Here is a 24,508-nt window from a genome sequence, read left to right as displayed (position 1 = left end):
GGGTGTCAGCGGGCCGCGGACAGGCTGCACGCGGCGCGAGCCAGGGACCCGCCGTCGGCGCACAGGACGCGGGGCACGAGGTCGGCGCCGATGTGCCGGGGGGCCACGCCTCGGGTGCCGCACCCCGTGCGGCGCGCCCGGCAGGTGCCGTCCGGCATGAGCATGCACTGCCCGTCCGGGCCGGCGAGCACGATTCGGTACGGCCCTCGGACCGTGCCCACCCTCGGGTAGGGGGAGAAGACCGAACCGGTCAGCGAATCGACCCGCGTGCGTTGAAGAAGCTCACCGGCCGCAGCCACCGAGATCGGCAGGTCGGCTCTGCGGTATGGAGTTAATGCCATGTGGATTCGTCGCGTCCTTCCGTCGAACAAAGGGTTCCGGAGCAGCCCGTTTCGTGGCTTCCGGCGGAAGTCCCCCGTGAGCCCGATCCGTAACTGGCGGTCAGGAAGCCTACGTTCGGGGCCTAAGGGAGATGATCACGATGGGATAACGCTCAGATGAATGGACTGGGCAACGAGTCGACAAAGGCTCCGGTGAACCGTCAGGCTCACATCTGATCGTTTTTCGTCCTGGGGGGGCCGTGCCGACGTACCGGACACTCGCGCGCAAGTTCTTGGTCGCAAGACTCCTGCGCTCCGGTTGGGGCAAGGCCGTCGCACTCGCGGTGATCGCGGTCATCGCCGTCGGTTCGCTCGCCGTCGCGGGGATGGGCATCCCGCTCTTCCCCGGGGAGCCGGCCCCCGCCGAGGGGCCCGGCCAGCGCTGGGGCAGTGCCGAGGGCCTCAGCCACTTATCGGGTGGCAAGCGCAACGACGACGCGCCGCGCTCCCTGCGCGCCACGTACCCGCTGAAGAGCCCGCCCGCCGCCCGGCCCGCGGTCCGCAAGAACACGGTCGAGGTCGGCACGCCGGCCCCCGCGCGGGTCAAGGGCTTCGACCGCGCGACGAGCAAGGAGATCGTCTCCGAACGGGACGCCGACAGCCGTACGTACGCCAACGAGGACGGCACCCGCACCAGCGAGATCTCCACCGACCCGGTCAACTACCGTGACCGGAACGGCACCTGGCAGCCCATCGACAGCGGCCTGGTCGAGCGCGACGGCGGCTGGGCGAACACCGCCGACTCCGTGGACCTGCGCCTGGCCCGACGGGCCGACGCCGACCAGGTCGCCTCCGTCACCCTGCCGTCCGGCGAGTCCTTCGGCTACGGACTGAGCGGCGCCGCCCCGGTGGCGGGCGCCGCGGACGGCGCCCGGGTCGCCTACCCCCAGGTGTTCCCCGGGACCGACCTCTGGCTCGACTCGCAGGCCGGCGGGGTCAAGGAGACCCTCGTCCTGAAGTCCGCCACCGCCCCGAACAGCTTCGTCTTCCCGCTCCACCTGCGGGGCCTCACCGCCGAGGCCGACGGCGGATCGATTCTGCTGACCGACGCCCGGGGCCGTACCCGCGCCGTCGTCCCGGCCGGGTTCATGGAGGACACCGACCACGCCGTCTCGCACGCCGTGACCTACACGCTCGTGCCGCTGCCGGACGGCGGCCAGGCCCTGAAGGTGACCGCCGACCGGGACTGGCTCGCCGACCCGGCCCGGGTCTACCCCGTCCGCCTCGACCCCTCCGTCGACACCACCTCCGCCTCCACCTCCATGACGGTCCGCGGCGGCGGATCCGTCGTCGGCTCCGGCGAACTCCAAGTAGGCAAGGGCCCCGACGGCGCCTCCGCCGCCTACCTCGGCTTCCCCGGCCTCGACGAGGAGCTCAGGAACCACCAGATCTTCGGCGTGCAGCTCCAGGTCGTGAACTTCGACTCGGCCTCCTGCAAACCGCGTTCGGTCTCGGTGCATCCCGTGACCGGGGCGTGGACCGCCGGCACCGGAACCGCCTACCCCGGCCCGCCGGTCGGCGGCGCCCTCGCCTCGAAGTCCTTCGCCTACGGCTACATAGGCCTCGGCCAGGCGAACTCCGCCTGCCCCACCGCCGGTGAGCTCTTCGACCTCGGCAAGGGCGGCCGCGACCTGGTGCAGCGCTGGGTCGACGGCACCCAGGCCAACTACGGCCTGTCCCTGCGGGCTTCGGCCACCGACGCGCTCGCGTACAAGAAGTTCACCGGCCACGCCACGGCCAACCCGCCCAAGCTGTACGTCACCCACTCCCCGTACAACGCCTCCTACAGCTTCCCCAAGCCTGTCCCCGACCCGCCGGTGCTCCAGAACCAGGCCGGGAAGGTCAAGGTCGCCGTCACCAACAAGGGCGCCGAGACCTGGACGCCGTCCACCTACTACCTCGCCTACCGCGCCTACGACAAGAAGGGCAAGCTGGTCACACAGCAGCGGGCGGGCAGTCTCACCGGGAACGTGGCGCACGGCGCCAAGGCGACGGTCGACGCCACCATCAAGGCCCTCCCGCCGGGCGTCTACCTGCTCGACTTCACGATGGTGCGCCAGGGCGGCAAGGTCTTCACGGACGAGCAGGTGCCGCCGGGCCGCCTCACCATCCAGGTCTTCGACATCGCGCCGGTGGTCAAGGAGCAGTTCCCGCCCAACGGCTACCAGGCCCAGACGCTGACCCCGCAGCTGTGGGCGGCCGGCACCGACATCGACGCGCCCCCCGGCTCCACGCTCCAGTACAAGTTCGAGATCTGCGAGTCGGACAAGGACGGCAAGCCGGCCGCCTGCACCACCTCCGCCTACCAGACGGGCTCGGCCTACCCGGTGCCCTCCGGACGGCTGAAGTGGGGCAAGACCTATCTGTGGCGCGGCTTCGTCAAGGACGCGTCCAACGAGGTGCCCACCCAGCAGGTGGCGCTGGTCGCCGCCGTTCCGCAGCCCGAGATCACCTCGCGGCTCTCCGGCGCGCAGGGCAAGGAGTTCGACCCCAACGTCGGCAACTTCACCTCCAGCGCGACCGACGCGTCCCTCGCCGGGGTCGGCCCCGACCTGACGGTGATCCGCACCTACAACAGCCTCGACCCACGGCGTGACCTCGCCTTCGGCGCGGGCTGGACGACCCGTTTCGACATGCGGCTCACCCCGGACGACGACGGCAGCGGCAACGTCGTCATCCGCTACCCCGACGGCCAGGACGTGCGCTTCGGCAAGAACGCGGACGGCACGTACGCCCCGCCGCCCGGCCGCTTCGCCAAGCTGACCCCCGATTCCGCGACGGGCGGCTACTCGCTCCAGGACAAGTCCGGGACGACGTACGACTTCAGCACGACCGGCCTCCTGTCCAGGACCACCGACGCGTACTCCAATTCGGTCACCTACACCTACAGCGCCGGCCGGCTCACGACCGCGACCAACAACCGCACCTCCCGCTCGCTGACCTTCACCTGGACCGGCGCGCACGTCACCGGGGTCCGGACGACCGCCGTCGACGGCGCCCCGCTGGCCTGGGCGTACAGCTACACCGGCGATCTGCTGGACCGGGTCTGCGACCCGCTGAACGGCTGCACCCAGTACGGCTACGGCACCGGCAGCCACTACGCGACCACCGTGCTCGACTCCCGCCCCGAGTCCTACTGGCGCCTCGGCGAGGAGGAGGGCACCGCGGCCGGCAGCGCCAACGAGGCCAACCTCGGCAAGGACCGCGGGACCTACCAGAACGTCACCCTGAAGGCCGCGGGCGCGATCACCGGCGACCCCGGCACCGCCGCGTCCTTCGACGGCGCCGGCTCACGCGTCGACCTGCCCGCCGGCACGCTGAAGAAGAGCCGTGACGCGGCGGTGGAGGTGTGGTTCAAGACCATCGCCGGTGGCGTCGGCGGCCCGCTCGCCGGGTACCAGGACAAGGCCTGGGGCACCACGCCCGGCACCGGTGTCCCGCTGCTGTACGTCGGCACCGACGGCAAGCTCCGCGGCCAGTTCTGGACCGGCACCGCCGCGCCGATCACCGACACCACCAAGAACGTCAACGACGGCCAGTGGCACCACGCGGTGCTCTCGCTCTCCGGCTCCGGCCAGAGCCTCTACCTGGACGGCCGGCTCTCCGGGACCCTCACGGGCAAGCAGCCGTCGCAGACCACCCTCACCCACAACCAGATCGGCGCCGCCCACGCCAGCGCACCCGCCTCCTGGCCGGGCTGGGGAACGACCGCCGCCAGGTCCTTCGCGGGCACCATCGACGACGTCGCCGTCTACCATCACCCGCTGGGCACGGCGGCCGTCACCGCCCACTACCGGGAGGGCGGCCGCACCGCCGACGTCCTGACCCGGACGACCCTGCCCAGCGGCCGCACCGCCTCCGAGGTCCAGTACGACACCGCCCGCGACCGCGTCCGCGAGTACACCGACCGCAACGGCGGCACCTGGCGGATCGGCACACCCGCCGTCTTCGGCAACGACAGGGACCTGCGCCGCACCGTCGAGGTCCGCGACCCGATGGACGCCCCCTACTTCTACGAGTACGACGGGCTGTCGTCGCGGCTGCTGCGCTACGGCGAGCCCATGGCCCTCGGCGCCCGCGAGTCCGGCACCGGATCCCCGTCCCCGTCGACGACCGGCCCCGGCGAGGTCTGCACCCAGCCCGATCCCGGCGACCCGGCCTTCTGCACCAATCCGCCCGGACACGGCGGCGACGGGCCGGACTTCGTCCGGTACCCGGTCGACGGGGTCGCCATCCGCTCCTTCACCTACGACGACAACGGCTTCCAGACCGGGATCACCAGCGAGAACGGCGAGAAGGTCACCCTCGGCTACGACGCCCGCGGCAATGTGACCAGCCGGACGACCTGCCGCTCGGCCGGAGACTGCCAGACCTCGTACACCACCTACCCGACCCCGGCCGGCGACCTCGACCTGCGCGGCGACCAGCCCTCCGAGACCCGCGACGGCCGCTCGACCGGCCCCACCGACGACCGCTTCCTCACCAAGTACACCTACAACACCAACGGCGCGCTGCTCACCCAGACGGCGCCCGACGGCGGCACGGCCAGGAACACCTACACCACCGGCGCCGAACCGGCCGTCGGCGGCGGCAACACCCCGACCGGCCTGCCGCTCACCACCGCCGACCCCCGCGGCAAGATCACCCGCTACCAGTACTACAAGAACGGCGACCTGGCCTGGGTGACCGATCCGTCCGGCGCCGTCACCAAGTACACGTACGACACGCTGGGCCGCAAGCTGGCCGAGACCGTCGTCACCGACGCCCAGCCCGCCGGCACCACGTCCACCTTCACCTACGACAAGCTCTCCCGGGTCCGCACCCTCACCGACCCCGCGGCGACCAACGCCGTCACCTCCGGCCGGCACCAGCAGCGCACCACCACGGACTACGACGCCGACGGCAACGTGGTGCGCACCGAGATCGGCGACCTGCTGGGCGGCGACGCCGCGCGGGTGATGACCTTCGACCTCGACGACCACGGCCGCCCGGAGCGGGTCACCGACGCCGAGGGCAACGAGACCTCGTACGTCTACGACGTGTTCGGCAACAAGACGTCGATGGTGGACGCGGGCGGCAACCACTACGACTACGTCTACACCGCGCGCAACATGATGGCCGAGACCCGCCTGCGCGACGGGGACGACGACGGCGGGGACCCGGACTTCACCGTCCTCCAGTCGTACGCCTACGACATGGGCGGCCGGCTCGCCCGGCACACCGACTCCATGGGCCGCTCGCTGGTCTACCAGTACTACGGCGACGACCTGGTCAGGTCGATCACGCTCAAGGACTTCCACAACCCCGACGGCACCAAGCGCGACGTCGTCGTGGAGTCCAGCACCTACGACGGCGCCGGCAACGTCCTGACCGAGACGAGCGGCAACGGCAAGCTCGTCACCGCGTACACCTACGACTCCGTCGGCCGGGTGAAGTCCGAGGTCATGGACCCCGACGGACTCGCGCGGCGCACGACGTACACCTACGACCCCGCCGGCAACGTGCTGACGACGGCCTCCGGCGGCGCGCCCTCCAACGTCCCCTGGCCGGTGAGCGTCAGCGGCGACTCCGTGCGCTACGAGTACGACGACGCGGGCAACGTCCTGCACGAGACGGTCGAGAACGGCACCGACTCGCGGACCACCGACTACACCTACGACGACCGCGGGCTCACCACCTCCAGGACGGACCCGGCGGGCAACACCACCGAGTACGGGTACGACGAGCTGGGCCGGGCGGCCTCCGTGACCGCGCCCGCCGTGCGGACCGAGTCCGGCGGCGCCGCCCCCGTCACCTCACGGCCCACGACGTTCACCGGTCACGACACCTTCGGCGCGGTCACGGAGTCGGTCGACGCGCTCGGCAACGTCAACCGCACCGCCTACGACCGGCTGGGCCGCGCGGTCACCGCGACCGCGCCCTCCTACACCGCGCCCGGGTCCACCAAGACCGTCGCGCCGACCGTCACCAGCACGTACGACGCGCTCGGCAACGTCACCGAGAGCACCGACCCGCTCGGCCGTGTCACCAGGTTCCGGTACGACCGCCAGAACCGGGTCACGGTCAAGGACGTGCCCGTCGGCACGGACGACGAGCGCGGCCAGTGGAAGTACACCTACACCCGCACCGGCGAGGTGCTGTCCGTCACCGACCCGAACGGCGCCCGCGCCGAGACGACGTACGACGACCTGGACCGGCCGGTCACCACCACCCAGATCGAACGCAGGCCGCAGCCGGGCGCGTTCACCACCCGCAGCGAGTACGACGACTCCGGCAACGTGGTGCGCCAGACCGCACCGAGCGGCGCCACCAGCCAGTTCACGTACGACAACCTCAGCCAGCTGACCCGGCTCCAGGAGCCGAGCGGTGTCGTCACCCAGCTCGGCTACGACGCCTCGGGCCGCGAGGTGCGCCGCACGGACGGCATGGGCCGCGCCTCGGCGAAGATCTACGACCAGCTCGGCCAGCTCGTCCAGGACCAGGACCTGGACCCGTTCAACAGCCAGCTGCGCAAGGTCAGTTATTCCTACGACAAGGCCGGCAACCTGATCGGCTCCACCAACCCGCTGAACCGCACGACGACCTACGCCTACGACGCCCTCAACCGGCTGACCAGCCAGACCGAGCCGGTCTCGGACACCAAGTCCCTCACCACGTCCTTCGGGTACGACGCGCTGGGCAACCGCACCCGCTACACCGACGGCCGCGGCAATTCCACCGTCTACACCTTCAACACCCTCGGTCTCGCCGAGTCGGTGATCGAACCGGCGACCGACCGCGACCCGTCCTTGGCGGCCCGCACCTGGACGAACGCGTACGACGCCGACGGCCAGGCCGTGAGACTCACCGCGCCGGGCGACGTGGTCCGCGAGCGCGAGTACGACAAGGCCGGACAGCGCGTGCGCGAGACCGGCACGGGCGCCGGCGTCACGACACCCGAGAAGCGGTTCGGCTACGACCCGGCGGGCCGGCTCGTCCGGGCCTCCTCCCCGAAGGGCGACGACACCTACGAGTACGACGACCGGGGCGCGCTGCTGAAGGCGACCGGCCCGTCCGGCGACGCGACGTACACCTACGACAACGACGGCCTGCTCACCAGCCGCACCGACGCGGCCGGCACCGCGGGCTTCAGCTACGCGAAACAGCAGCTCACCTCGGCGACCGACCCGCTGACCGGAGTCCGGCAGAGCTACACCTACGACGGCGCCGGCGCGATCAAGCAGATCGACTACGGCGCGGGCCAGTCCCGCGGCTTCACCTACGACGAACTGGGCCGCCTCGACACCGACACGCTCAAGAACAGCGCCGGCCGGACGATGGCCTCCACCGACTACGGCTACGACACCAACGACCGGCTGGCGTCCAAGACCACGGTCGGCACCGCCAAGGCCGGTACCAGCACCTACGGTTACGACCAGGCCGGCCGCCTCACCTCCTGGACGGCCGACGGCACGACGACGGCGTACGGCTGGGACGACAGCGGCAACCGGGTGCGCAACGGCGCCAAGACCGCCACCTTCGACCAGCGCAACCGGCTGCTGTCCGACGGCGACTACACCTACGACTACACCTCGCGCGGCACGCTCGCCTCACGCACCAGCTCCGGTCTGAAGGAGGACTTCACCTTCGACGCCTTCGACCGGCTGGTGAAGGCGGGCGAGTCCGGGACCACGTACACCTACGACTCGCTGGACCGCACGGCGGACCGCAACGGCGTGGGCTTCTCCTACGCGGGCTTCGCCCCCGACCCCGTCAAGGACCAGAACTCCACCTACGGCCGGGGCGCGGCGGACGAACTCCTCTCGATCGCCGAGAACGGCGGTACGGCCCGGCTCACCCTGGACGACCGGCACGGCGACGTCGTCGGCGCCATGTCCGCGGCGAACGGCGCCGCGTCCGCCCTGGACGAGTCCACCGCCTTCGACCCGTTCGGCAAGGTGCTCGGCACGGACGGACTGCACGGCAACGCGGGGTACCAGGGCGACTGGACCGACCCGGACACCGGCCAGGTCGCCATGGGGGCCCGCTGGTACGACCCGGGGACCGGCACGTTCGACTCCCGGGACTCCTACGACTACGGCTCCGGCGCCTCGATCCTGGCCAACCGCTACACCTACGGCGCCGGCGCCCCGCTGGACTACTCCGACCCCGACGGCCACTGGCCGAGCTGCGGCTGGTGCAAGAAGGCCGTGAGCTGGACCGGCAAGAAGCTGCGCCAAGGCGTGGGGTACGTCTCCAAGACCGCCCAGTCGGTGTGGCACGGCGTGCAGTGGGCGTGGAACAACCCGGGGGCCGCCTTCAGGCTGGCGCTGAGCTACGTCGGCAAGGCCGCCAACTGGGTCTACCGCAAGTCGGGTCTGAAGACGGTCGTCGACGCCACCGTCGACGCCGTCAAGTGGGTCGGCCAGAAGACCGGCGTCACCGAATGGGCCCGCGAGAAGGCGAGACAGGCCGCCAGGGCCGCCTACCAGGCCAAGGTCTACCTCACGAAGAAGGCCAGACAGGCCGCCTCGTTCGCGGCGCGGCACAACCCGATCCCGGCGGTCCTCGCGGCCACCAAACCGCTGATCGCCATCGGCAAGGCCATCGTCACGGCCGACCCGAACCTCCCGGCGATCGTCGTCGGCGCGGCCGTCCAGGTGGTCGCCGACGCGGCCAGGGCCGCCGACGCCATCCGCGACGAGGTCGTCAAGCAGGTCGGCAGCGTCGTGGAGACCGTCTCGGACGCGGTCGACTGGGGCGAGGTCTGGGACGACGTCAAGGCGGTCGGCAACATCGTCGGCGACGTCACCGGCTTCAACGACATCAAGAACTGCGTCACCACGGGCGACATGGAGTCCTGCGCCTGGGCGGCGGCGACCGTGGGCGGCATCGTCCTCGGCGGCGCGGGCGCGGCGGCGGTCCGGGCGGCGAAGGCCGGGCGGATGGCGGCGAAGGCGGCGAAGTACGCCGACGAGATCGCGAAGGCGGCGGAGAAGGGCAAGAAGGTCCTCGAAGAGGCCGAGTCGGTGGCGGACTGCGTCTCCACCGCCCGGGACGTGGCCTCCCTCGCCACCGGCAACAGTTTCGTGCCCGGCACCGAGGTCGTGATGGCCGACGGCAGCCGCAAACCGATCGAGAAGGTAGAGGAGGGCGACGAGGTCCTCGCCACCGACCCGACGACCGGCGAGACCTCGAAGCAGAAGGTCACCGGCACGATCGAGGGCAAGGGGGAGAAGCACCTCGTCAGGCTCACGATCGACACGGACGGCGACGCGGGTCACGCCACCGGCACGATCACCGCGACCGAGGGCCACCCCTTCTGGGTCCCGGACCTGCGGAAGTGGCTGAAGGCCGGCGAGCTGAAGCCCGGCCAGTGGCTGCGCACCGGCTCCGGCTCCTGGGTCCGCGTGGACGCGGTCACCGCCTGGACCCAGCAGGCAGCCGTCCACAACCTCACGGTCGACACGGCCCACACGTACTTCGTCCGGGCCGGCGCCGCGACCGTGCTCGTCCACAACGAGAGCGCCCGCAAGAATCCGCTCTTCTGCCCACTGCGGGCCTACACGGACCTGCGACGGCTCGGACCCGGCAAGAACGAGGGGGCGGCCAGCGCGCTCTGGACGCCCGAGGGCAACACGTACTTCGACCTCAGCCGCAACCGGTCCGACCACGACAAGTCGAACCTGCCGCTGGTGCTGCGCAGGGTGGTGAACCAGACGGACCACCACGCCGGCTGCGCCGAGATCGGCTGCATCACCCAGGCACTCGAGGCCGGGGACACGATCCGCGGGAGCCGGAGCCTCGCCATGGTGCACAAGCCCTTCGGCAACGCCCGCAACAGGGAACTCCTGCCCGGGTGCGATTCTTGCCAGCAGGTCATGTCCCGGCTCGGCATCAGGGACACGTACTTCGACATCGGTTGACAGGAGTGTGGGTCATGGGAAGCCTGCTGAAGGGCGTTCCTGGAGTGCGCTGGGGGGACCTGCGCGGTGCGCAGGCCCCCGCCAGGGACATTCCCGCGTTGCTCTCCCGCATCGCGTACGGCGGAGAGGAGGTCGCCCGGCTCGCCGTCGACGACCTGGGCGACTGCGTCTGCGCCCTGGGGTTCGTCGTGGGCGAGGCCACGGCCCCGACCGTGCCCTTCCTCCTGGAACTGGCCGAGGCTCCTCAGGTGCCGTGCACGCCGGAACTGCTGGAACTGCTGGAGAAGATCTACCGCACGCGGACGTGGCACTCCTCGGCGGCCGCGGCCGGCGGGCCGAGGCGGAAGAACTTCCAGGAGCAGCCCGGGTGGGAGGTCGCCGCGCGGGCCGCGGTCCTCGCCGGGCGGCACAGGATCGAAGGGCTGGCCGGCTCCGTGCAGCCCGAGGTCGCCGAGGCGGCCCGCGGGCTGCTGCGGGCCATCGACGAGGACCCGGGGCTGCCCGAGGTCTGACCCGCCCGACCCCTCGCCGACTCCGCCCGCGGAGCCCTGAGGGCCGCCGCGGGCGGAGTCGGGGCTCCGGGCACGCGGAGGTGGTGACCGGAGCCCCGGATCAGGCGGTGCGGGAGGCGCCGGTGGCGGTCAGTTGCGGTAGCGGAACACGATCCGGCCGCGCGTGAGGTCGTACGGCGGCAGCTCCACGAGCACCCGGTCCTCCAGCATGATCTTGATGTAGTTCTTGCGGATCTTCCCGCTGATGTGCGCGAGCACCTGGTGGCCGTTCTCGAGCTCCACGGTGAACATGGCGCTGCGCAGGCACTCGACGACCCTGCCCTCGACCTCGACGACGTTCCTGTGCTTCGTCATCGCACCAGCTCCAGGTTGCTGCTCTGCTGCCGCGCGCCGATGCCCTCGAAGAGCGCGGCCGCCGCCCGGTTCGACTCCTGGATCTCGACCCAGGCCGTGCCGACCCCGCAGTCGTGCAGCCTCCCCAGCTCGTGGGCGAGCAGGGCCCGCGCGAGGCCCCGGCGCCGCTCGCCGGCCCGCACCGCGACGAGGCCGATGCGCGGCCGTTTCACCGGCGCCACCCGGATCAGGCCGAGGTAACGGTCCGGCGAGGCCGCCACCGTGTACTTCGAGGGGTCGACGAGGGTGTCGCCCCCGGGACGAGGAATCACCTCCGCGGGCATCGACCACCAGCCGACGCTCGCCTTGACCTCGTCACGGATCGCCCGGTCCACGGCCCGCAGCAGAGCCTCGTCGGTCCGCCCGGCCGGCACGATCGTCACACCCGGGGGCGGCAGGACCGCTCCGAGCCCCGTGACCTCCGGGTCGGTCGGGACGGCGTATTCCCCCTCGCGGCGCCGGACCGTGAAACCGGCCCGCAGCCAGCGGGCCGTCAATGCGGTGTCGGCTTCGTCGACCACCGTGTGCAGCGGTGCGGGCAGGTGCGCCACCAGGGCTGCGGCGAGCCGGTCGAAGGCGGTGTCGTGCCAGGCGTCGACGCTGACGAACAGACGTCCGTCGGGCCGGTGCTGGGCGTGCCCGCGGCCGACCACCAGGTCGTCCTCCAGCGCGTGCCACTGCCTGTCCGCGACGCGCGTGACCAGCACCGCGCTCTCGCCCGGGCCGGAGGTGAAGGGCTTGGTGTCCATCGGAAATCCCCTTCCGGGAGTGCCTGGATCTCAGGCGCTCCCGGCGACACCGGACGTCAGCCGCCGGACCGTGACGGGTTGGGGGAGCACCCACGGGTAACTGTGTTCACGGGGGCTCACCTCCAAGCGACGACTGCACGGTCCACCGAGAACGTAGCACCGCGTCGCGGCGCCCCCCAACCCTTTTTCCGCGGCCCCGCGGTGGCCTGCGCCCTCCGGAAGCGGCGAAAAATACCCCCCTGGGTATCCGTGGTACCGTCGAAAATATACCCCGGGGGGTAATTCTCGACTGGAAGGAGTACGGCGTGTTCTTCGTCGACACGATCGAGGTGTCCGGACTCGGCAACCGCAGCTACCTGGCGGGCGGCGCCCGCGCGGCGGTCGCGGTCGACCCGCCGCGCGACGCCGCCCGGGTCCTCGCGGCGGCCGCGCGGCGCGGGGTGCGGATCTCGCACGTCGTCGAGACGCACGTGCACAACGACTACGTGAGCGGCGGCCCGGAACTCGCCCGGCTCACCGGCGCCGCCCACCTGGTGCCCGCCGCGGCCCGCGTCCGCTTCGCGCACACCCCGGTGAGCGACGGCGACCGCGCCGGGATCGACCCCGCCGACGGCCTGACCCTGCGCGCGATCGCCACCCCCGGACACACGCCGCACCACACCTCCTACGCACTGGAGGAGGAGGGCACCGCCGTCGCGGTGTTCACCGGCGGCTCGCTGCTCATCGGCACCGTCGGCCGCCCCGACCTGGTGGAGCCGCGACTGACCGAGGAACTGGCCCGCGCCCAGCACGCCTCCGCCCACCGGCTGGCCGCCGAACTGCCCGACGAGACGGCCGTGCTGCCCACGCACGGCTTCGGCAGCTTCTGCTCCTCGGGCAGAGCCGGCGGCGGCGACACGACCATCGGCAAGGAGAAGGCGTCCAACGAGGCACTCACCCGCGACGCCGACGCCTTCGTCGCCGATCTGCTGGCCGGCCTCGACGACGTCCCCGCCTACTACACCCACATGGGCCCGGCCAACGCCGCCGGAGCCGCTCCCGTGGACCTCACCCCGCCCGCCACCGCGAACGCAGGCGAACTGGCGGAGCGGCTGGCGGCCGGGGAGTGGGTCGTGGACCTGCGCCACCGCGTCGCCTTCGCCGAGGGCCACCTGGCGGGCTCCTTCAACTTCGAGGCCGACGGACAGCTCGCCACCTACCTGGCCTGGCTCGTCCCGTGGGGCAAGCCCGTCACCCTGCTCGCCGACACACCCGAACAACTCGCTTCCGCACAGCGGGAGTTGGTCCAAGTGGGGATCGACCGCCCGGCCGCGGCGGCCACCGGGGGACCGGCCGACTGGCTGCGCCCGGGAGAGTCGCCCGCCTCCTTCCCCCGTGCGACGTTCGCCGGTCTCGCGGAGCGCCTCCGTGACGGCGTCGTCGTCCTGGACGTGCGCCGGGCCTCGGAACGGGCCGGCGGCTTCGTCGAGGGCTCGGTCCACATCCCGGTCCACACCCTGCACCGACGCCTCGGCGAGGTTCCCGAGGGCGAGGTCTGGGTGCACTGCGCCGGCGGCATGCGCGCCGCGATCGCCGCCTCCCTGCTGGACGCCGCCGGCCGGCGCGTCGTCGCCGTGGACGACTCCTTCGACGCGGCCGGCAGGGCGGGACTCGCCGTCCGGACCCCGTGACGGTACCGCCACCCCGGAGCGCCGGCCCTCCCCGGCGCCGCATCACGAACAGGAGCGACACACCGAGATGAGCATCTTCCGACGGGACCGGGTCGGCCCGGGGCGCGTGAGCGTGGGGGAGGCGGCCCGGCGCACCGGGCACGCCGACACCCGGGGCGGCGCCGACGCCGTACTGCTGGACGTACGCGAGCCCCACGAGTGGCAGGCGGGCCACGCACCTAGAGCGGTGCACCTTCCCCTGTCCGCCCTGGCCGCCGGGGCGGGGCTGCCCGCACCCGCCCAGGCACGGCCGCTGGTCGTGATCTGCCGCTCCGGCAACCGCTCGCGGCAGGCCGCCGAACTGCTCCTCGCCCGCGGCGCCGACGCCGTCGACGTGGTCGGCGGGATGCGGGACTGGTCCGCCGCCGGGCTGCCGGTGGTGGACGCGCGCGGACAGGACGGCACCGTCGCGTGAGCGCCGTCGTCCTCGCCCTGGCCGCCGGGGCCGCGATCGGCCTGGCGCTCGGCGCGCTGGGCGGCGGTGGCAGCGTCCTGGCCGTCCCCGCGCTGATCTACCTGCTCGGCTTCTCCCCCGTCGGCGCGACGACCGCGAGCCTGGTCATCGTCAGCATCACCTCGGTCACCGCCCTCGTCGCGCACGCCCGGGACGGACACGCGCGGTGGCGCACCGGCCTGCTCTTCGCGGCGGCCGGGACCGGCCCGGCGATGGCCGGCGCCCTGCTCGCCGGACGCCTCCCGGCGGGGGCGCTCACGGCCGCGTTCGGGGTGGTCGCGGGAGCGGCCGCCGTGCGTATGCTGCGCGCGGCCCCGGCGGCACAGGGCGTGGTGACCGTCCGGCCGGGGCGGGCGGCCGCGGCCGGTGCCGGCCTCGGCGCGGTCACCGGAGTCCTCGGCGTCGGCGGCGGCTTCCTCGCCGTACCGGCGCTGGTCGGGGTCCTCGGCATGCGGATGCGCCACGCGGTGGGCACCAGCCTGCTCGTCATCACCGTCAACTCCCTGGCCGCGCTGACCATGCGGGCCGGTACGGTCGAGGAGCTCGACTGGACGGTCGTCGGCCCCTTCGTCGGGGCCGCGATCCTCGGCGCGTGGGACGGCAAGCGGCTGGCCGCGAAGATCTCGGGGCAGACGCTGCAACGGATCTTCGCCGTGGTGCTGCTGGCCGTGGCGGCCTTCATGATGATCGACGCGCTGCGATGACGGCCCCTATGGCCCCCACGGCCCGGCGGCTCAGGCCAGGGACAGGAACAGCTTCTCCAGGCGGGCGCGCATCGCCTTCGGGTCCTCACCGTTCGCGCGCCCGGAGTCCATGTCCGCCACACACTGCTGCAAGCCCGTCGCGATGATCGCGAATCCGGCCCGGTCCAGCGCACGCGAGGCGGCGGCCAGCTGCGTGACCACGTCCTCGCAGTCGCGCCCCTCCTCGATCATCCGGATCACCCCGGAGATCTGACCCTGCGCCCGGCGCAGCCGGTTCAGCACGGACTTCAGGTCCGCGCCCTCGAGCTCCAGTTCCACGATCACTCCTAGAAAAATACCCCTAGGGGTACTGTACGTCCCGGTTCGGGACAGCGTCGACAACTGTTCAAGGATCACCTGCCATGCGCAATTCCCCCGCCCCCGCCGCCCTCGACACCCGCCAGGCCCGTGCCCGGCTGCACGAGCTGACCGTCATCGACGTGCGCACGCCCGCCGAGTACGCCTCCGGTCACCTGCCCGGCGCCCTCAACATCCCGCTGGACCACGTGCGTCATGCGCTGCCGGAGATACGGCACGCCGCCGAGCGCGGCGACGTCCTCGTCGTGTGCGCCTCCGGGGCCCGCTCCGGCACCGCCCGCGAGCTCCTGGCCGGGCACGGCATCGCCGCCGCGACCCTGACCGGGGGCACCGGCGCCTGGGCCGCCGAGGGCCAGGACCTGCACACGCCGGCGGCCGGCGCCGCGCGGGCCGGGTGGGGCATGGAACGTCAGGTCCGGTTCACGGCCGGTCTGCTGGTGCTCTTGGGCCTCGCCCTGGGCCTGCTCGTGCACCCGGCCCTCCTGCTGATCCCCGCGGGCATCGCGGGCGGACTGGTCTTCTCGGCCCTCACCGGCACCTGCGGCATGGCGGCCCTGCTCGGCAGGCTGCCGCACAACCGCCCGCGTCCGGCCGACCTCGACGCCGTGCTCACCGCCCTCCGGGGCCGCTGACCCCGCGCGGGCGGGAGACAGGCGCGGGGCCCCCGGACGGCTGGAAGCAGGTCCGCGGCATCAGCCGCTCCCCTGCCGATCCTCATTGCGTGCGGCGTCGGCAGGAGGGCCCTTCGGTACGGCGGCACGTGGGCCCTTACGGGTCCGCCGACCGATTCCCGGCAGGGTGTCGCTGTAGTGGAACGCCCCGATCCTGTCGTCGTGCTGTGCGTTGAGCCGGTGGATCAGGATCATTCCGGCGATGATCACGAGAATGATCCCGGCGACGGTGACGACGGTCTCCATGTCCTCACCGCCTCGGGGCGGAACGCGAGACTGCGATCGCGGCTCCGCCGGCCGAAGCGGCTCCGCCGTCGGTCTCCCATTCCTCTTCCCGGCTCTGCGTCTGTGCCGCGTTGTGGATGGCGGCCTCGTCGGCGATCAGAGCGCCGGCGGTGCGGACACCTCCCGGAGAGGTCGCCGCTGCCGCCAGCCGGGCGGCGGCGGCCGGGTCCGTCTCCGGAGGGATCACCAGCAGGTCCAGGCGGCCCACCGAGTAGGAGAGGAGGATCACCTTGTTCGGGTCCTGCTCGGCGGCGAACCAGCCGACATGCACCGTGTGGCCCGTGACGGGGACCTTGCGGGGGATGACGGGCCAGTGGGTCGGGTTCACGGTGACGTGCGTGATGCGGCCCCAGCACGCGTCCAGTGCGTCGGTCAGAGCGGGGATCTCGCGGAGGAGATCACGGGAGCGGGGCCACCATGCGCCGTCCAGGAGACCTGGAACCGAACCGGCCGGGGTCAGGGACAGCCGGGCCGACGCCGAAGGCAGGCGCTCTTTGGTGATCGTGGGTTCGATGGTCGCGGTCATGACGCGGACCTGTCCCCGGGCCTCCTCTCGGAGGCCGGTGTTGTCGCTCGCCGGGAACGGCACCGACTTGGCGGCCGGCGTGCGAAGTACTCCCGGTACTCTCACTGTACGCCGCTGCGCAGGTCCCGGGACCTCCGCGTGAGCAGGCGTGCTGCCGCGGGGCACGGCTTACGGTGAGAGAACGAGGTCCCGCGTTCGGCGGCGGTACCGTTCCCGCAGACGGGCGGACACACCATGACCGAATCCGACATCCCCCACGCTCCCCGTCTTCTGCCCGACGCGATCCACCGGGCCGCGAAACCCGGGACGGTCCTTCTGCGGCTGGAGACGACACGGTCCAGGAAGGGACATCTCGACGGTGCGTGGTGGCCGCGTTCCCGCGACATCGGTGCCGAGCTGCCCGACCTCGTCGAGGCGCTGACCGTGCACCTCGGCCCCGTCGCACGCGTCGGTCTGGACGCCACCGCCTGGGACGCTCTTCCCCCGCGCCTGGTGGTCGGCGACCAGGTCGTCCGGGTCGACTCCTTTCCGGTGGGTGACGACACCGTCCTGATCACTCGCGGCGACCAGGACCACTTCTCCCTTCTCGTGGTACCGCCGCACGCGACGGCCGAGGCCGCCCGCGCCGCGATGGCCAGGGCTGTCCGGGCCGGCAACGTCACCGATGCCGCACAGATCCTCATCGACACCGGCACGCGTCGGGCATACACGGTCCCCGAGGATGGCCCTGCGAGCGGTGAGGAACGCCACGAGCCCGAGGAATGACGTCGGGAGCTCCGGGCGCCCTCGGGGCCGTACGCGCCGGGCGGTGCCTTCGAGGCGGTCGAGGCGGTGCGCCCGTCGGAGTGGCTGCCCGGTCGTGGTGTCCGCGGAGGGTCCGCCGGTGCCGTTAGGGTGCGCGACGTGGCCCGTACCCGGCTGTACCGCGACGGCTCCCTGGCCGAGGAGGACTTCCCGGTCCGGGACATCTCCCGGCATCTGGAGGATCCGTCCACCACCGTGTGGTTGGACCTGTACCGCCCGGACCGCGCCGAGTTCACGGCCGTGGGCGAGGAACTCGGTCTGCACGAGCTGGCTCTCGAGGACGCTCTGCACGAGGGGCAGCGGGCGAAACTCGACACCTACCGCACCCATCACTTCCTCAGTGTCTACGCGGTCGCCGTCGACCCGGACAGCGCGGGGCTGACGATGAGCGAGCTCGCGGTCATCCTCACGCCGCAGGCGCTGATCACGGTCCGCAAGGACGCCGCGTTCGCCCTCGACGACCTGGTCGCCCGCTGGGACCGCACCCCGGCCCATGCCGCGCACGGTGTCGCTTTTCTGCTCCACGGCCTGCTGGACCATGTCGTCGACGGGCACTTCGCCGCGGTACGCCGGCTCGACGAACGTATCGAGGAACTGGACGCTCTGCTCTTCGCCGAAGGCGGCCGGCAGATGCAGACCGTACAGCGCCAGTCCTACGCCCTGCGGAAATCACTGGTCCGGCTCCGCCGTGTGGTCCTGCCCATGCGGGAGGTCGTCAACGCCCTCATGCGCCCCGACCTCGACGTCGTCGACGGGCCGTTGCTGCCGTACTACCGGGATGTGTACGACCACGTGCTGCGTGCCGGCGAGTGGACGGAGTCGCTGCGCGACCTCGTGGCCTCGGTGATGGAGACCAACCTGTCGGTGCAGGCGAACCGGATGAACCTGATCATGAAGAAGGTGACGAGCTGGGCCGCGATCATCGCCGTGCCCACGGCGATCACCGGCTTCTACGGGCAGAACCTTCCCTACCCCGGCTTCGCTCACCAGTCGGGTTTCATCGTTTCCAGCGCCGTCATCGTCGTCGCCTCCCTGACGCTGTACTTCGCCTTCAAGCACGGGGACTGGCTCTGATCGCACACCTCCTGCGCGCTCGTCGCCCGGGGCGGCCCAACGCGTCCGTCGGCGCGCGCGGTTCGCGCACGCGCGCAGGTCGCGCGAGCACGGTCACCACGCCCGCCCAGGAGCGGCAGCCCCGAGCAGGAGTAGGCTGACAACGTCGAGGGCACCTCGTAAGCCGGTGTCCGGTCCGGTCTCGTCCTCGTCGCACGACGACGTGGGCCGCTCAGGTCCGGGCCAGGTTCCGCCCTATGACATCCGAAGCTCCGCACCGCGCACGCCGTCCCGAGGCCGAGCACGAACCGAGCGGCCAGGACCGGGTGGAGGTCCGCCTGGTCTCCGCGGACCCCGAAGCCGCCCGACGTGTCGCGGACGCCCTCCGGCTGCTATTCGCCGCCGATGAACAGCGCAGCTATCCCAGCGCCTCGGGAACCGGGACGCGGCTGCACCTCACCGTGGACGCATCGCGTGCCGCCGGTCCACTCGCCTCCTGGCTCAAGTCGAGCAGACCGGCCGCCGATCGCACCCACCCGGGCGAGACCGCCTGACGGCCCCACCCCCGCTCCACGCCCCCACCGACCCGACCGGCTCCCGTAGCCACCGTCCGTGCGACGCGCATCCGCTCTCGGCGATGCCCCTGCACACCCACATCGAAGAAGCGCAGCCCTAGACCCCGGCCGCACTGCCGTCACCGAGGTCAGGACCGCGCATGTCTCGCCGGATACCCCGTCCCCCGTCAGCCGTCCCGCCGTCCACGGAGCACGACGGCAGGGCGGCCCTCGGTCCGGCCGCTCGGCTGCTGCGAGGGCGCCTGATCCGTCCCGGCGATGTTCCGTTCGCCGCGGTGCTCCCGCACCGTCACTGGCCTCGGCGTCCCGGTCCGTCGCGGGCGGGACCTGTCCGTATGGCCCTGCTCCCGCACGCCACGTGGAGCGCGGACTCCCCTTGCCGTCCGATCGGACACCGCCCGTTCCGCACCCGTCGTCACCACCGCGCCACCGGCCTCTGCCCGCAGCTCCCGCTTCCGTTCGACGAGAGCCGGCACATCCTGCACCCCGCCGCCCGGCCGTGTGTGAACCCGAACGACCGCATCCCCTTCAGGAGTTCCGATGACGCTCGCCCCACCACCCCTGCTCACCTCGTCGTCCGTCCTTCGCCTGCGCCTGGTGTCCCAGCCGGCACGGGGGCGCACGGCCCTGCGTATCGACGGCGCCTGGTGGCCCCACTCGCCCGATCTGGCGTCAGAACTGCCCCAGCTGCTGGCCGGTCTGCCGCACGCCTGGGGACAGATCACCAGTGCCCTCGTGGACGCCCGCATGGTCGCCGTTCCCGGGCCGACTTCTCATCGCCAACCAGGTCGTACGCCTGCGCCGGACGACCACCCAGCGCTTCCCGACCACCGTGTGCCTGCTGGCGCCCGGCCGCGGCTGGTGGGACCTGCTGGTGGTGCCGCCCGCCGCCACGGACGCGGAGGTCGGGCGGCTCATGCAGAACATGGTCACCGTTGTGCAGGACGGCGTGGGCCGGGGAGCCGCAGTCCGTTGACGCCGGCCGTCGCAGTGGAATCCCCCGGTCCGTGCCGGGCCCTTCCGCTCCGACGACGGCCAGGTGGGGATCGTGCGCGCTCCAGCGGCCGTCGGGGCCACGGTCGGCGGTGCCCGGACCGCCGTACCGCACAGTCCTCCCGGCCGTGCCGGGCCGCTCCACCAGAGCCGCGGCAGCAGCCCGAGACCCGGCCGCACCGCGGACGACAGGCCGGGGTCCTCCCGCGCCGTGTACTTCCCCGACCGCCCGGTCCGGGACCGTCGTCGACGTAAGGAATGTGAGAACCATGAGTGTTCTGATCACCGTGCTGGCGGTGTGCGCCGTGGCCGGGCTGGTCCTGCTCGCCCTGAGCGTGCGCAACGTCCAGCAGTACGAGAAGGGCGTGGTGTTCCGTTTCGGAAGGCTGCTGCCGGACATCCGCGGGCCGGGCCTGCGGGTCATCCGGCCGATCGGGGACCGGATGCGGAAGGTCTCCGTCCAGACCGAGGTCCTCGGCATCCCGCCACAGGGGTCCATCACCGCCGACAATGTGACGCTCACCGTCGACGCGGTCGTCTACTTCAAGGTCATCGACCCGGTCAAGGCCCTGGTGAACGTGCGCAACTATCCCGCCGCCGTGTCCCAGATCGCCCAGACGTCACTCCGCTCGGTCATCGGAAGGGCCGACCTGGACACCCTGCTCTCCGACCGCGACCACATCAACGCGGAACTCAAGAAGGTGATGGACGCCCCCACCGAGGAGCCCTGGGGGCTGCGCATCGAACGCGTCGAGATCAAGGACATCGCCCTTCCCGAGTCCATGATGCGCTCCATGTCCAAGCAGGCCGAAGCCGAGCGGGAACGTCGTGCGCGGGTCATCGCGGCCGACGGAGAGTTCCAGGCGTCCCAGCGGCTGACCGACGCCGCCGCGACGATGGCCGACACCCCCGGTGCACTCCAACTGCGGCTGCTGCAGACCGTGGTGGACGTCTCCGCCGAGAAGAACAGCACCCTCGTGATGCCGTTTCCCGTGGAGATGCTCCGCTTCTTCGAGCACCAGAGCAAAGAGAGCGGCGACGAGTCCGCCGGACGGCGGGTGCACCGGACCGCCGGGCGCCCCGCACTGTCCACCGGCGCTGCGATCCCCGAGCCGGCCACCCCGCCGCCGTCGGTCTCCCTGTCCGGGGAGCGGATCGTCAGCCGTGCCGAGGTGGCTCGGGAGCGGCGGGAGAACTGGCCGACGCGGCGGGACGCCGACGAGGCCTTGAGCGGTTGACCGTTCCGCCGCACGAGGCGACGTGCGCGTCCCGGTGCGGAGTGCCGTCGCCGCGGTCCCGGTGACACGCTGTCACCGGGCCGCGGCGGTCCGGGCCGGCCTGTCGCCGGACGCGGTGCCGGAGGTGCGACGGCGGACCGACGGCCATGTGAGAAGCCTGCTGTCACGGCGCACGATGTACCGCAGGGCCTTCGAGCGGAAGGTGTGCCCATGTACAGTGTGGACCGCCCTTGACCTGCACAGAGCAGGCAGGGAGCCGCCCTCTAGGAGTCCGACATGCTGCGCACCATGTTCAAGTCCAAGATCCACCGTGCCACCGTCACACAGGCCGACCTGCACTACGTGGGGTCGGTGACCATCGACGCCGATCTGCTGGACGCCGCCGATCTGCTGCCCGGCGAGCTCGTCCACATCGTCGACATCACCAACGGCGCGCGGCTGGAGACGTACGTCATCGAGGGCGAGCGCGGCTCGGGGGTGGTCGGGATCAACGGTGCCGCCGCCCACCTCGTGCACCCCGGTGATCTGGTGATCATCATCAGTTACGCTCAGGTGACCGACGCGGAGGCGAGGGCCCTGGAGCCGCGGGTCGTGCACGTGGACCGCGACAACCGGATCGTCGCCCTGGGGGCGGACCCCTCGGAGCCGGTGCCGGGCTCCGACCAGGAGCGCAGCCCGCAGGCCGTGTCGGTCTGACCGCAGCAGCCCTCGCAGCACCGGGAGTGCCCATGAGCGACATCGAGATCCGCGACGACCGGGCGGCGGGCCGCCTCGAAGCCCTCGGTGACGGCGGCGAGGTCGTGGGCCGCATCGAGTACTTCGTCCTGGAGTCGCCGGCGGCCGCCCTGGTCCCGGTGCACACGATCGTGGAGCCCGAGCACGAGGGCAAGGGCATCGCCGGCTCGCTGGCGCGGGAGCTGTACACGATCTCCGCGCGCGAGGGCGTCCCGGTGGCCCCGCTCTGCCCGTACGTCGTCAAGTGGGCCGAGCGGCACCCCGACGAGGCCCCGGCCGCGGACCCGGCGCTGCTCCGCGCCGCGAAGGACTGGCTGCGGGCCCACCCCGGCCGCTTCTGAGGCCCCGAGCGCACCCGGACCGCCCCGACCGCTCCGCAGGCGCAGGCGCAGGCGCAGGCGCATCGGAGGCGGAGGCCGGGCCGTCCGGGTGAGTGCGCGGGGCGGCCACGGGTACGCGGGGGATCAGTGCAGAGTCAAGCCCCCAAGCGGCCGGAGGACACGATGACCGACCCGTATCCCGACCCCGTCCCGCCCGGGCCCACGCCCGGCCCGGATCCGGTCCCGCCGGACCCGTTCCCCAGCCCGGTGCCCATGCCCGAGCCGCAGCCGCCCGGCCCTCCGCCGCCCGGTCCCGGCCCGACGCCCCCGCAGCCCGTACCGGCCCCGGATCCGTCACCGTCCCCGGTCCCGCCGGGACCGGAGCCGGTCCCCTCACCGGAGCCCGGCCCGCCTCTGAGCTGACCGGGCACCACACGGCCCGGACGCGCGGCGGCGGGCGGTGTCGACACCGCCCGCCGCCGCTCACGTGTGCCCGCCGCGGGCCTGCGCGCTCTACGCGTCCACTTCGGAGCGGTCCCCGCCCCACAGCGTGTGGAACGCGCCCTCCCGGTCCACCCTGCGGTAGGTGTGCGCGCCGAAGAAGTCCCGCTGGCCCTGGGTGAGGGCCGCCGGCAGGCGCTCCGCGCGCAGGGCGTCGTAGTACGCGAGGGCCGCCGCGAAACCGGGTGTCGGGACACCCTGGAGGGTCGCGGCCACCAGCACCTCGCGCCACGGGTCCTGCGCCGCTGCGATCTCCGAGGCGAAGGTGGCGTCGGACAGCAGGCTCGGCAGATCCGCCCGGTTGTCGTACGCGGCGCGGATCCGGTCCAGGAAGGCCGCCCGGATGATGCAGCCGCCGCGCCAGATCGCGGAGACCGCGCCGAGGTCGATGTCCCAGCCGTACTCCTCGCTGCCCGCGGCGATCTCGTGGAAGCCCTGCGTGTACGACACGATCTTCGAGGCGTACAGCGCCTGTTCCACCCGGTCCGCGAAGGCCTGCGCCTCCGCCTCGCCCAGGGCGGCCGCCTTCGGTCCCGCCAGGTCGCGCGAGGCCTCGCGCAGCGCCGCGTGGCCCGACAGCGACCGGGCGAACACGGCCTCCGCGATCCCCGACACCGGGACGCCCAGGTCGAGCGCGATCTGCACGGTCCAGCGACCGGTGCCCTTCTGCTCCGCCTGGTCGACGACCACGTCCACGAAGGGCCTGCCGGTGGCCGCGTCCACGTGGGACAGCACCTCGGCGGTGATCTCGATCAGGTAGGAGTCCAGCCGTCCGGTGTTCCAGGTGCGGAAGATCTCCGCGATCCGCGCGGGTCCGTACCCGGCGACGTAGCGCAGCAACTGGTATGCCTCGCCGATGAGTTGCATGTCGGCGTACTCGATGCCGTTGTGGACCATCTTCACGAAGTGGCCCGCGCCGTCCGGGCCGATGTGGGTGACGCAGGGGCTTCCGTCGGCCGCCTTCGCCGAGATCTTCTCCAGCATCGGGCCCAGCGACTCGTACGACTCCGGCGAGCCGCCCGGCATGATGCTGGGGCCGTGCAGCGCGCCCTCCTCGCCGCCGGAGATGCCCGTGCCGACGAAGTGCAGGCCCTGCTCGCGCAGCTCGCGCTCACGCCGGCGGGTGTCGGCGAAGTGCGCGTTGCCCCCGTCGATGATCATGTCGCCGGGTTCGAGCAGCGGAGCGAACTCGCGGATCACCGCGTCGGTCGGCTCACCGGCCTTCACCATGATCACCAGGCGGCGTGGCCGCTCCAGCGCCGCGACGAACTCCTTGGCGGTCTCGGTGGCGACGAACTCGCCCTCGTGGCCGAATTCCTCCACCAGCGCGTGCGTCCGCGCCGCCGTGCGGTTGTGCAACGCGACCGTGTAGCCGTTGCGTGCGAAGTTGCGGGCGAGATTGCGGCCCATGACCGCGAGTCCCGTGACGCCGATCTGAGCTGAGGTGCTCATACGGTTGGCTCCTTCAGGTGTGCCCGTGCATCCGGTCAGTATCGTCCTGCGGACCATCTTGACGGGTCGGTGCCCGGAATCCCGCGCGGGGCGTCCCGCGGCCACCGCGCGTCGGAGCGGCCGGTTGTCGTCTTGTCATGGCCTGTTCGGCGCCCTTACTTTTGCCCCTCCTGACGCACTGTCGAGGGGGAC

Annotated in this window: 19 protein-coding genes and 1 pseudogene; 13 read left to right on the top strand and 7 right to left on the bottom strand. The window is 72.2% G+C overall.

The window, feature by feature from the left end; translation table 11 throughout:
* Window positions 1–5: 5 nt before the first annotated feature.
* Window positions 6–341 (bottom strand): hypothetical protein, encoded by a 336-nt coding sequence (locus tag Saso_RS27860; RefSeq protein WP_189924228.1) that lies wholly within the window; start codon window positions 339–341, stop codon window positions 6–8.
* A 272-nt stretch (window positions 342–613) separates the two neighbouring features.
* Here Saso_RS27860 and Saso_RS27855 point away from each other — a divergent pair, with 272 nt between their 5' ends.
* Window positions 614–10,285 carry a polymorphic toxin-type HINT domain-containing protein gene (locus Saso_RS27855; RefSeq protein ID WP_189924230.1) on the top strand — a complete coding sequence of 3,224 codons (9,672 nt, stop codon included), beginning with the start codon at window positions 614–616 and terminating at the stop codon, window positions 10,283–10,285.
* A 14-nt stretch (window positions 10,286–10,299) separates the two neighbouring features.
* Complete coding sequence (locus Saso_RS27850) at window positions 10,300–10,797, top strand: hypothetical protein (protein ID WP_189924232.1); 498 nt, start codon at window positions 10,300–10,302, stop codon at window positions 10,795–10,797.
* 129 nt (window positions 10,798–10,926) lie between these two features.
* Here the strand turns inward: Saso_RS27850 and infA are convergent, their stop codons facing one another.
* Together infA and Saso_RS27840 are read right to left on the bottom strand one after the other, a co-directional pair.
* Window positions 10,927–11,151 carry a translation initiation factor IF-1 gene (gene infA / locus Saso_RS27845; protein WP_189924234.1) on the bottom strand — a complete coding sequence of 75 codons (225 nt, stop codon included), beginning with the start codon at window positions 11,149–11,151 and terminating at the stop codon, window positions 10,927–10,929.
* Window positions 11,148–11,939 (bottom strand): GNAT family N-acetyltransferase, encoded by a 792-nt coding sequence (locus Saso_RS27840; protein ID WP_189924236.1) that lies wholly within the window; start codon window positions 11,937–11,939, stop codon window positions 11,148–11,150. The genes infA and Saso_RS27840 overlap by 4 nt, the downstream gene beginning before the upstream one ends.
* A 305-nt stretch (window positions 11,940–12,244) precedes the next feature.
* Between Saso_RS27840 and Saso_RS27835 the strand changes: the two genes are divergently transcribed.
* The 3 genes from Saso_RS27835 to Saso_RS27825 all read left to right on the top strand — a co-directional run bounded on the left by Saso_RS27835 (window position 12,245) and on the right by Saso_RS27825 (window position 14,806).
* Window positions 12,245–13,609: an MBL fold metallo-hydrolase gene (locus Saso_RS27835; RefSeq protein WP_189924238.1), complete on the top strand. Its 1,365-nt coding sequence runs from the start codon at window positions 12,245–12,247 to the stop codon at window positions 13,607–13,609.
* 67 nt (window positions 13,610–13,676) lie between these two features.
* Window positions 13,677–14,063: a rhodanese-like domain-containing protein gene (locus Saso_RS27830; protein WP_189924240.1), complete on the top strand. Its 387-nt coding sequence runs from the start codon at window positions 13,677–13,679 to the stop codon at window positions 14,061–14,063.
* Complete coding sequence (locus tag Saso_RS27825; protein WP_189924242.1) at window positions 14,060–14,806, top strand: sulfite exporter TauE/SafE family protein; 747 nt, start codon at window positions 14,060–14,062, stop codon at window positions 14,804–14,806. Before Saso_RS27830 ends, Saso_RS27825 begins: the two co-directional genes overlap by 4 nt.
* Before the next feature lie 30 nt (window positions 14,807–14,836).
* Here Saso_RS27825 and Saso_RS27820 read toward each other — a convergent pair whose 3' ends face one another.
* The gene (locus tag Saso_RS27820; protein WP_189924244.1) at window positions 14,837–15,124 is read right to left on the bottom strand and encodes a metal-sensitive transcriptional regulator; all 288 of its coding nucleotides are present in this window, start codon (window positions 15,122–15,124) and stop codon (window positions 14,837–14,839) included.
* A gap of 83 nt (window positions 15,125–15,207) precedes the next feature.
* Between Saso_RS27820 and Saso_RS27815 the strand changes: the two genes are divergently transcribed.
* A complete protein-coding gene (locus Saso_RS27815; RefSeq protein ID WP_189924246.1) occupies window positions 15,208–15,795 on the top strand; it encodes a rhodanese-like domain-containing protein in 588 nt (195 codons plus the stop codon).
* A gap of 60 nt (window positions 15,796–15,855) precedes the next feature.
* On the opposite strand, the gene Saso_RS27810 is transcribed toward Saso_RS27815, so the two are convergent.
* A complete protein-coding gene (locus tag Saso_RS27810; protein ID WP_189924248.1) occupies window positions 15,856–16,080 on the bottom strand; it encodes a hypothetical protein in 225 nt (74 codons plus the stop codon).
* A 4-nt stretch (window positions 16,081–16,084) separates the two neighbouring features.
* Window positions 16,085–16,645 (bottom strand): DUF5994 family protein, encoded by a 561-nt coding sequence (locus tag Saso_RS27805; RefSeq protein WP_189924250.1) that lies wholly within the window; start codon window positions 16,643–16,645, stop codon window positions 16,085–16,087.
* A 234-nt stretch (window positions 16,646–16,879) separates the two neighbouring features.
* Between Saso_RS27805 and Saso_RS27800 the strand changes: the two genes are divergently transcribed.
* From Saso_RS27800 to Saso_RS27770, 7 genes and pseudogenes are all read left to right on the top strand, one after another.
* Entirely contained in the window at window positions 16,880–17,410 is a 531-nt protein-coding gene (locus Saso_RS27800) for a DUF5994 family protein (RefSeq protein ID WP_189924252.1), read from the top strand.
* A gap of 138 nt (window positions 17,411–17,548) precedes the next feature.
* A complete protein-coding gene (locus tag Saso_RS27795) occupies window positions 17,549–18,523 on the top strand; it encodes a magnesium transporter CorA family protein (protein WP_189924253.1) in 975 nt (324 codons plus the stop codon).
* Window positions 18,524–18,759: 236 nt separating this feature from the next.
* Window positions 18,760–19,056 (top strand): hypothetical protein, encoded by a 297-nt coding sequence (locus Saso_RS27790; RefSeq protein ID WP_229901371.1) that lies wholly within the window; start codon window positions 18,760–18,762, stop codon window positions 19,054–19,056.
* A gap of 561 nt (window positions 19,057–19,617) precedes the next feature.
* Window positions 19,618–20,053: pseudogene (locus Saso_RS39140) on the top strand (DUF5994 family protein).
* A gap of 286 nt (window positions 20,054–20,339) precedes the next feature.
* The gene (locus Saso_RS27780; protein ID WP_229901372.1) at window positions 20,340–21,308 is read left to right on the top strand and encodes a slipin family protein; all 969 of its coding nucleotides are present in this window, start codon (window positions 20,340–20,342) and stop codon (window positions 21,306–21,308) included.
* Window positions 21,309–21,584: 276 nt separating this feature from the next.
* A complete protein-coding gene (gene panD / locus Saso_RS27775) occupies window positions 21,585–22,004 on the top strand; it encodes an aspartate 1-decarboxylase (RefSeq protein WP_020127501.1) in 420 nt (139 codons plus the stop codon).
* Window positions 22,005–22,036: 32 nt separating this feature from the next.
* The gene (locus tag Saso_RS27770) at window positions 22,037–22,384 is read left to right on the top strand and encodes a GNAT family N-acetyltransferase (RefSeq protein ID WP_189924255.1); all 348 of its coding nucleotides are present in this window, start codon (window positions 22,037–22,039) and stop codon (window positions 22,382–22,384) included.
* Window positions 22,385–22,876: 492 nt separating this feature from the next.
* Here the strand turns inward: Saso_RS27770 and gndA are convergent, their stop codons facing one another.
* A complete protein-coding gene (gndA, locus tag Saso_RS27765) occupies window positions 22,877–24,316 on the bottom strand; it encodes an NADP-dependent phosphogluconate dehydrogenase (protein ID WP_189924257.1) in 1,440 nt (479 codons plus the stop codon).
* Window positions 24,317–24,508 lie beyond the last annotated feature (192 nt).

This window comes from Streptomyces asoensis (assembly GCF_016860545.1).
In the GTDB taxonomy this organism is placed as follows: domain Bacteria; phylum Actinomycetota; class Actinomycetes; order Streptomycetales; family Streptomycetaceae; genus Streptomyces; species Streptomyces asoensis.
The sequence above is the reverse complement of the archived record's forward strand: the minus strand, read 5'-3'. Positions and strand labels throughout refer to the sequence as shown.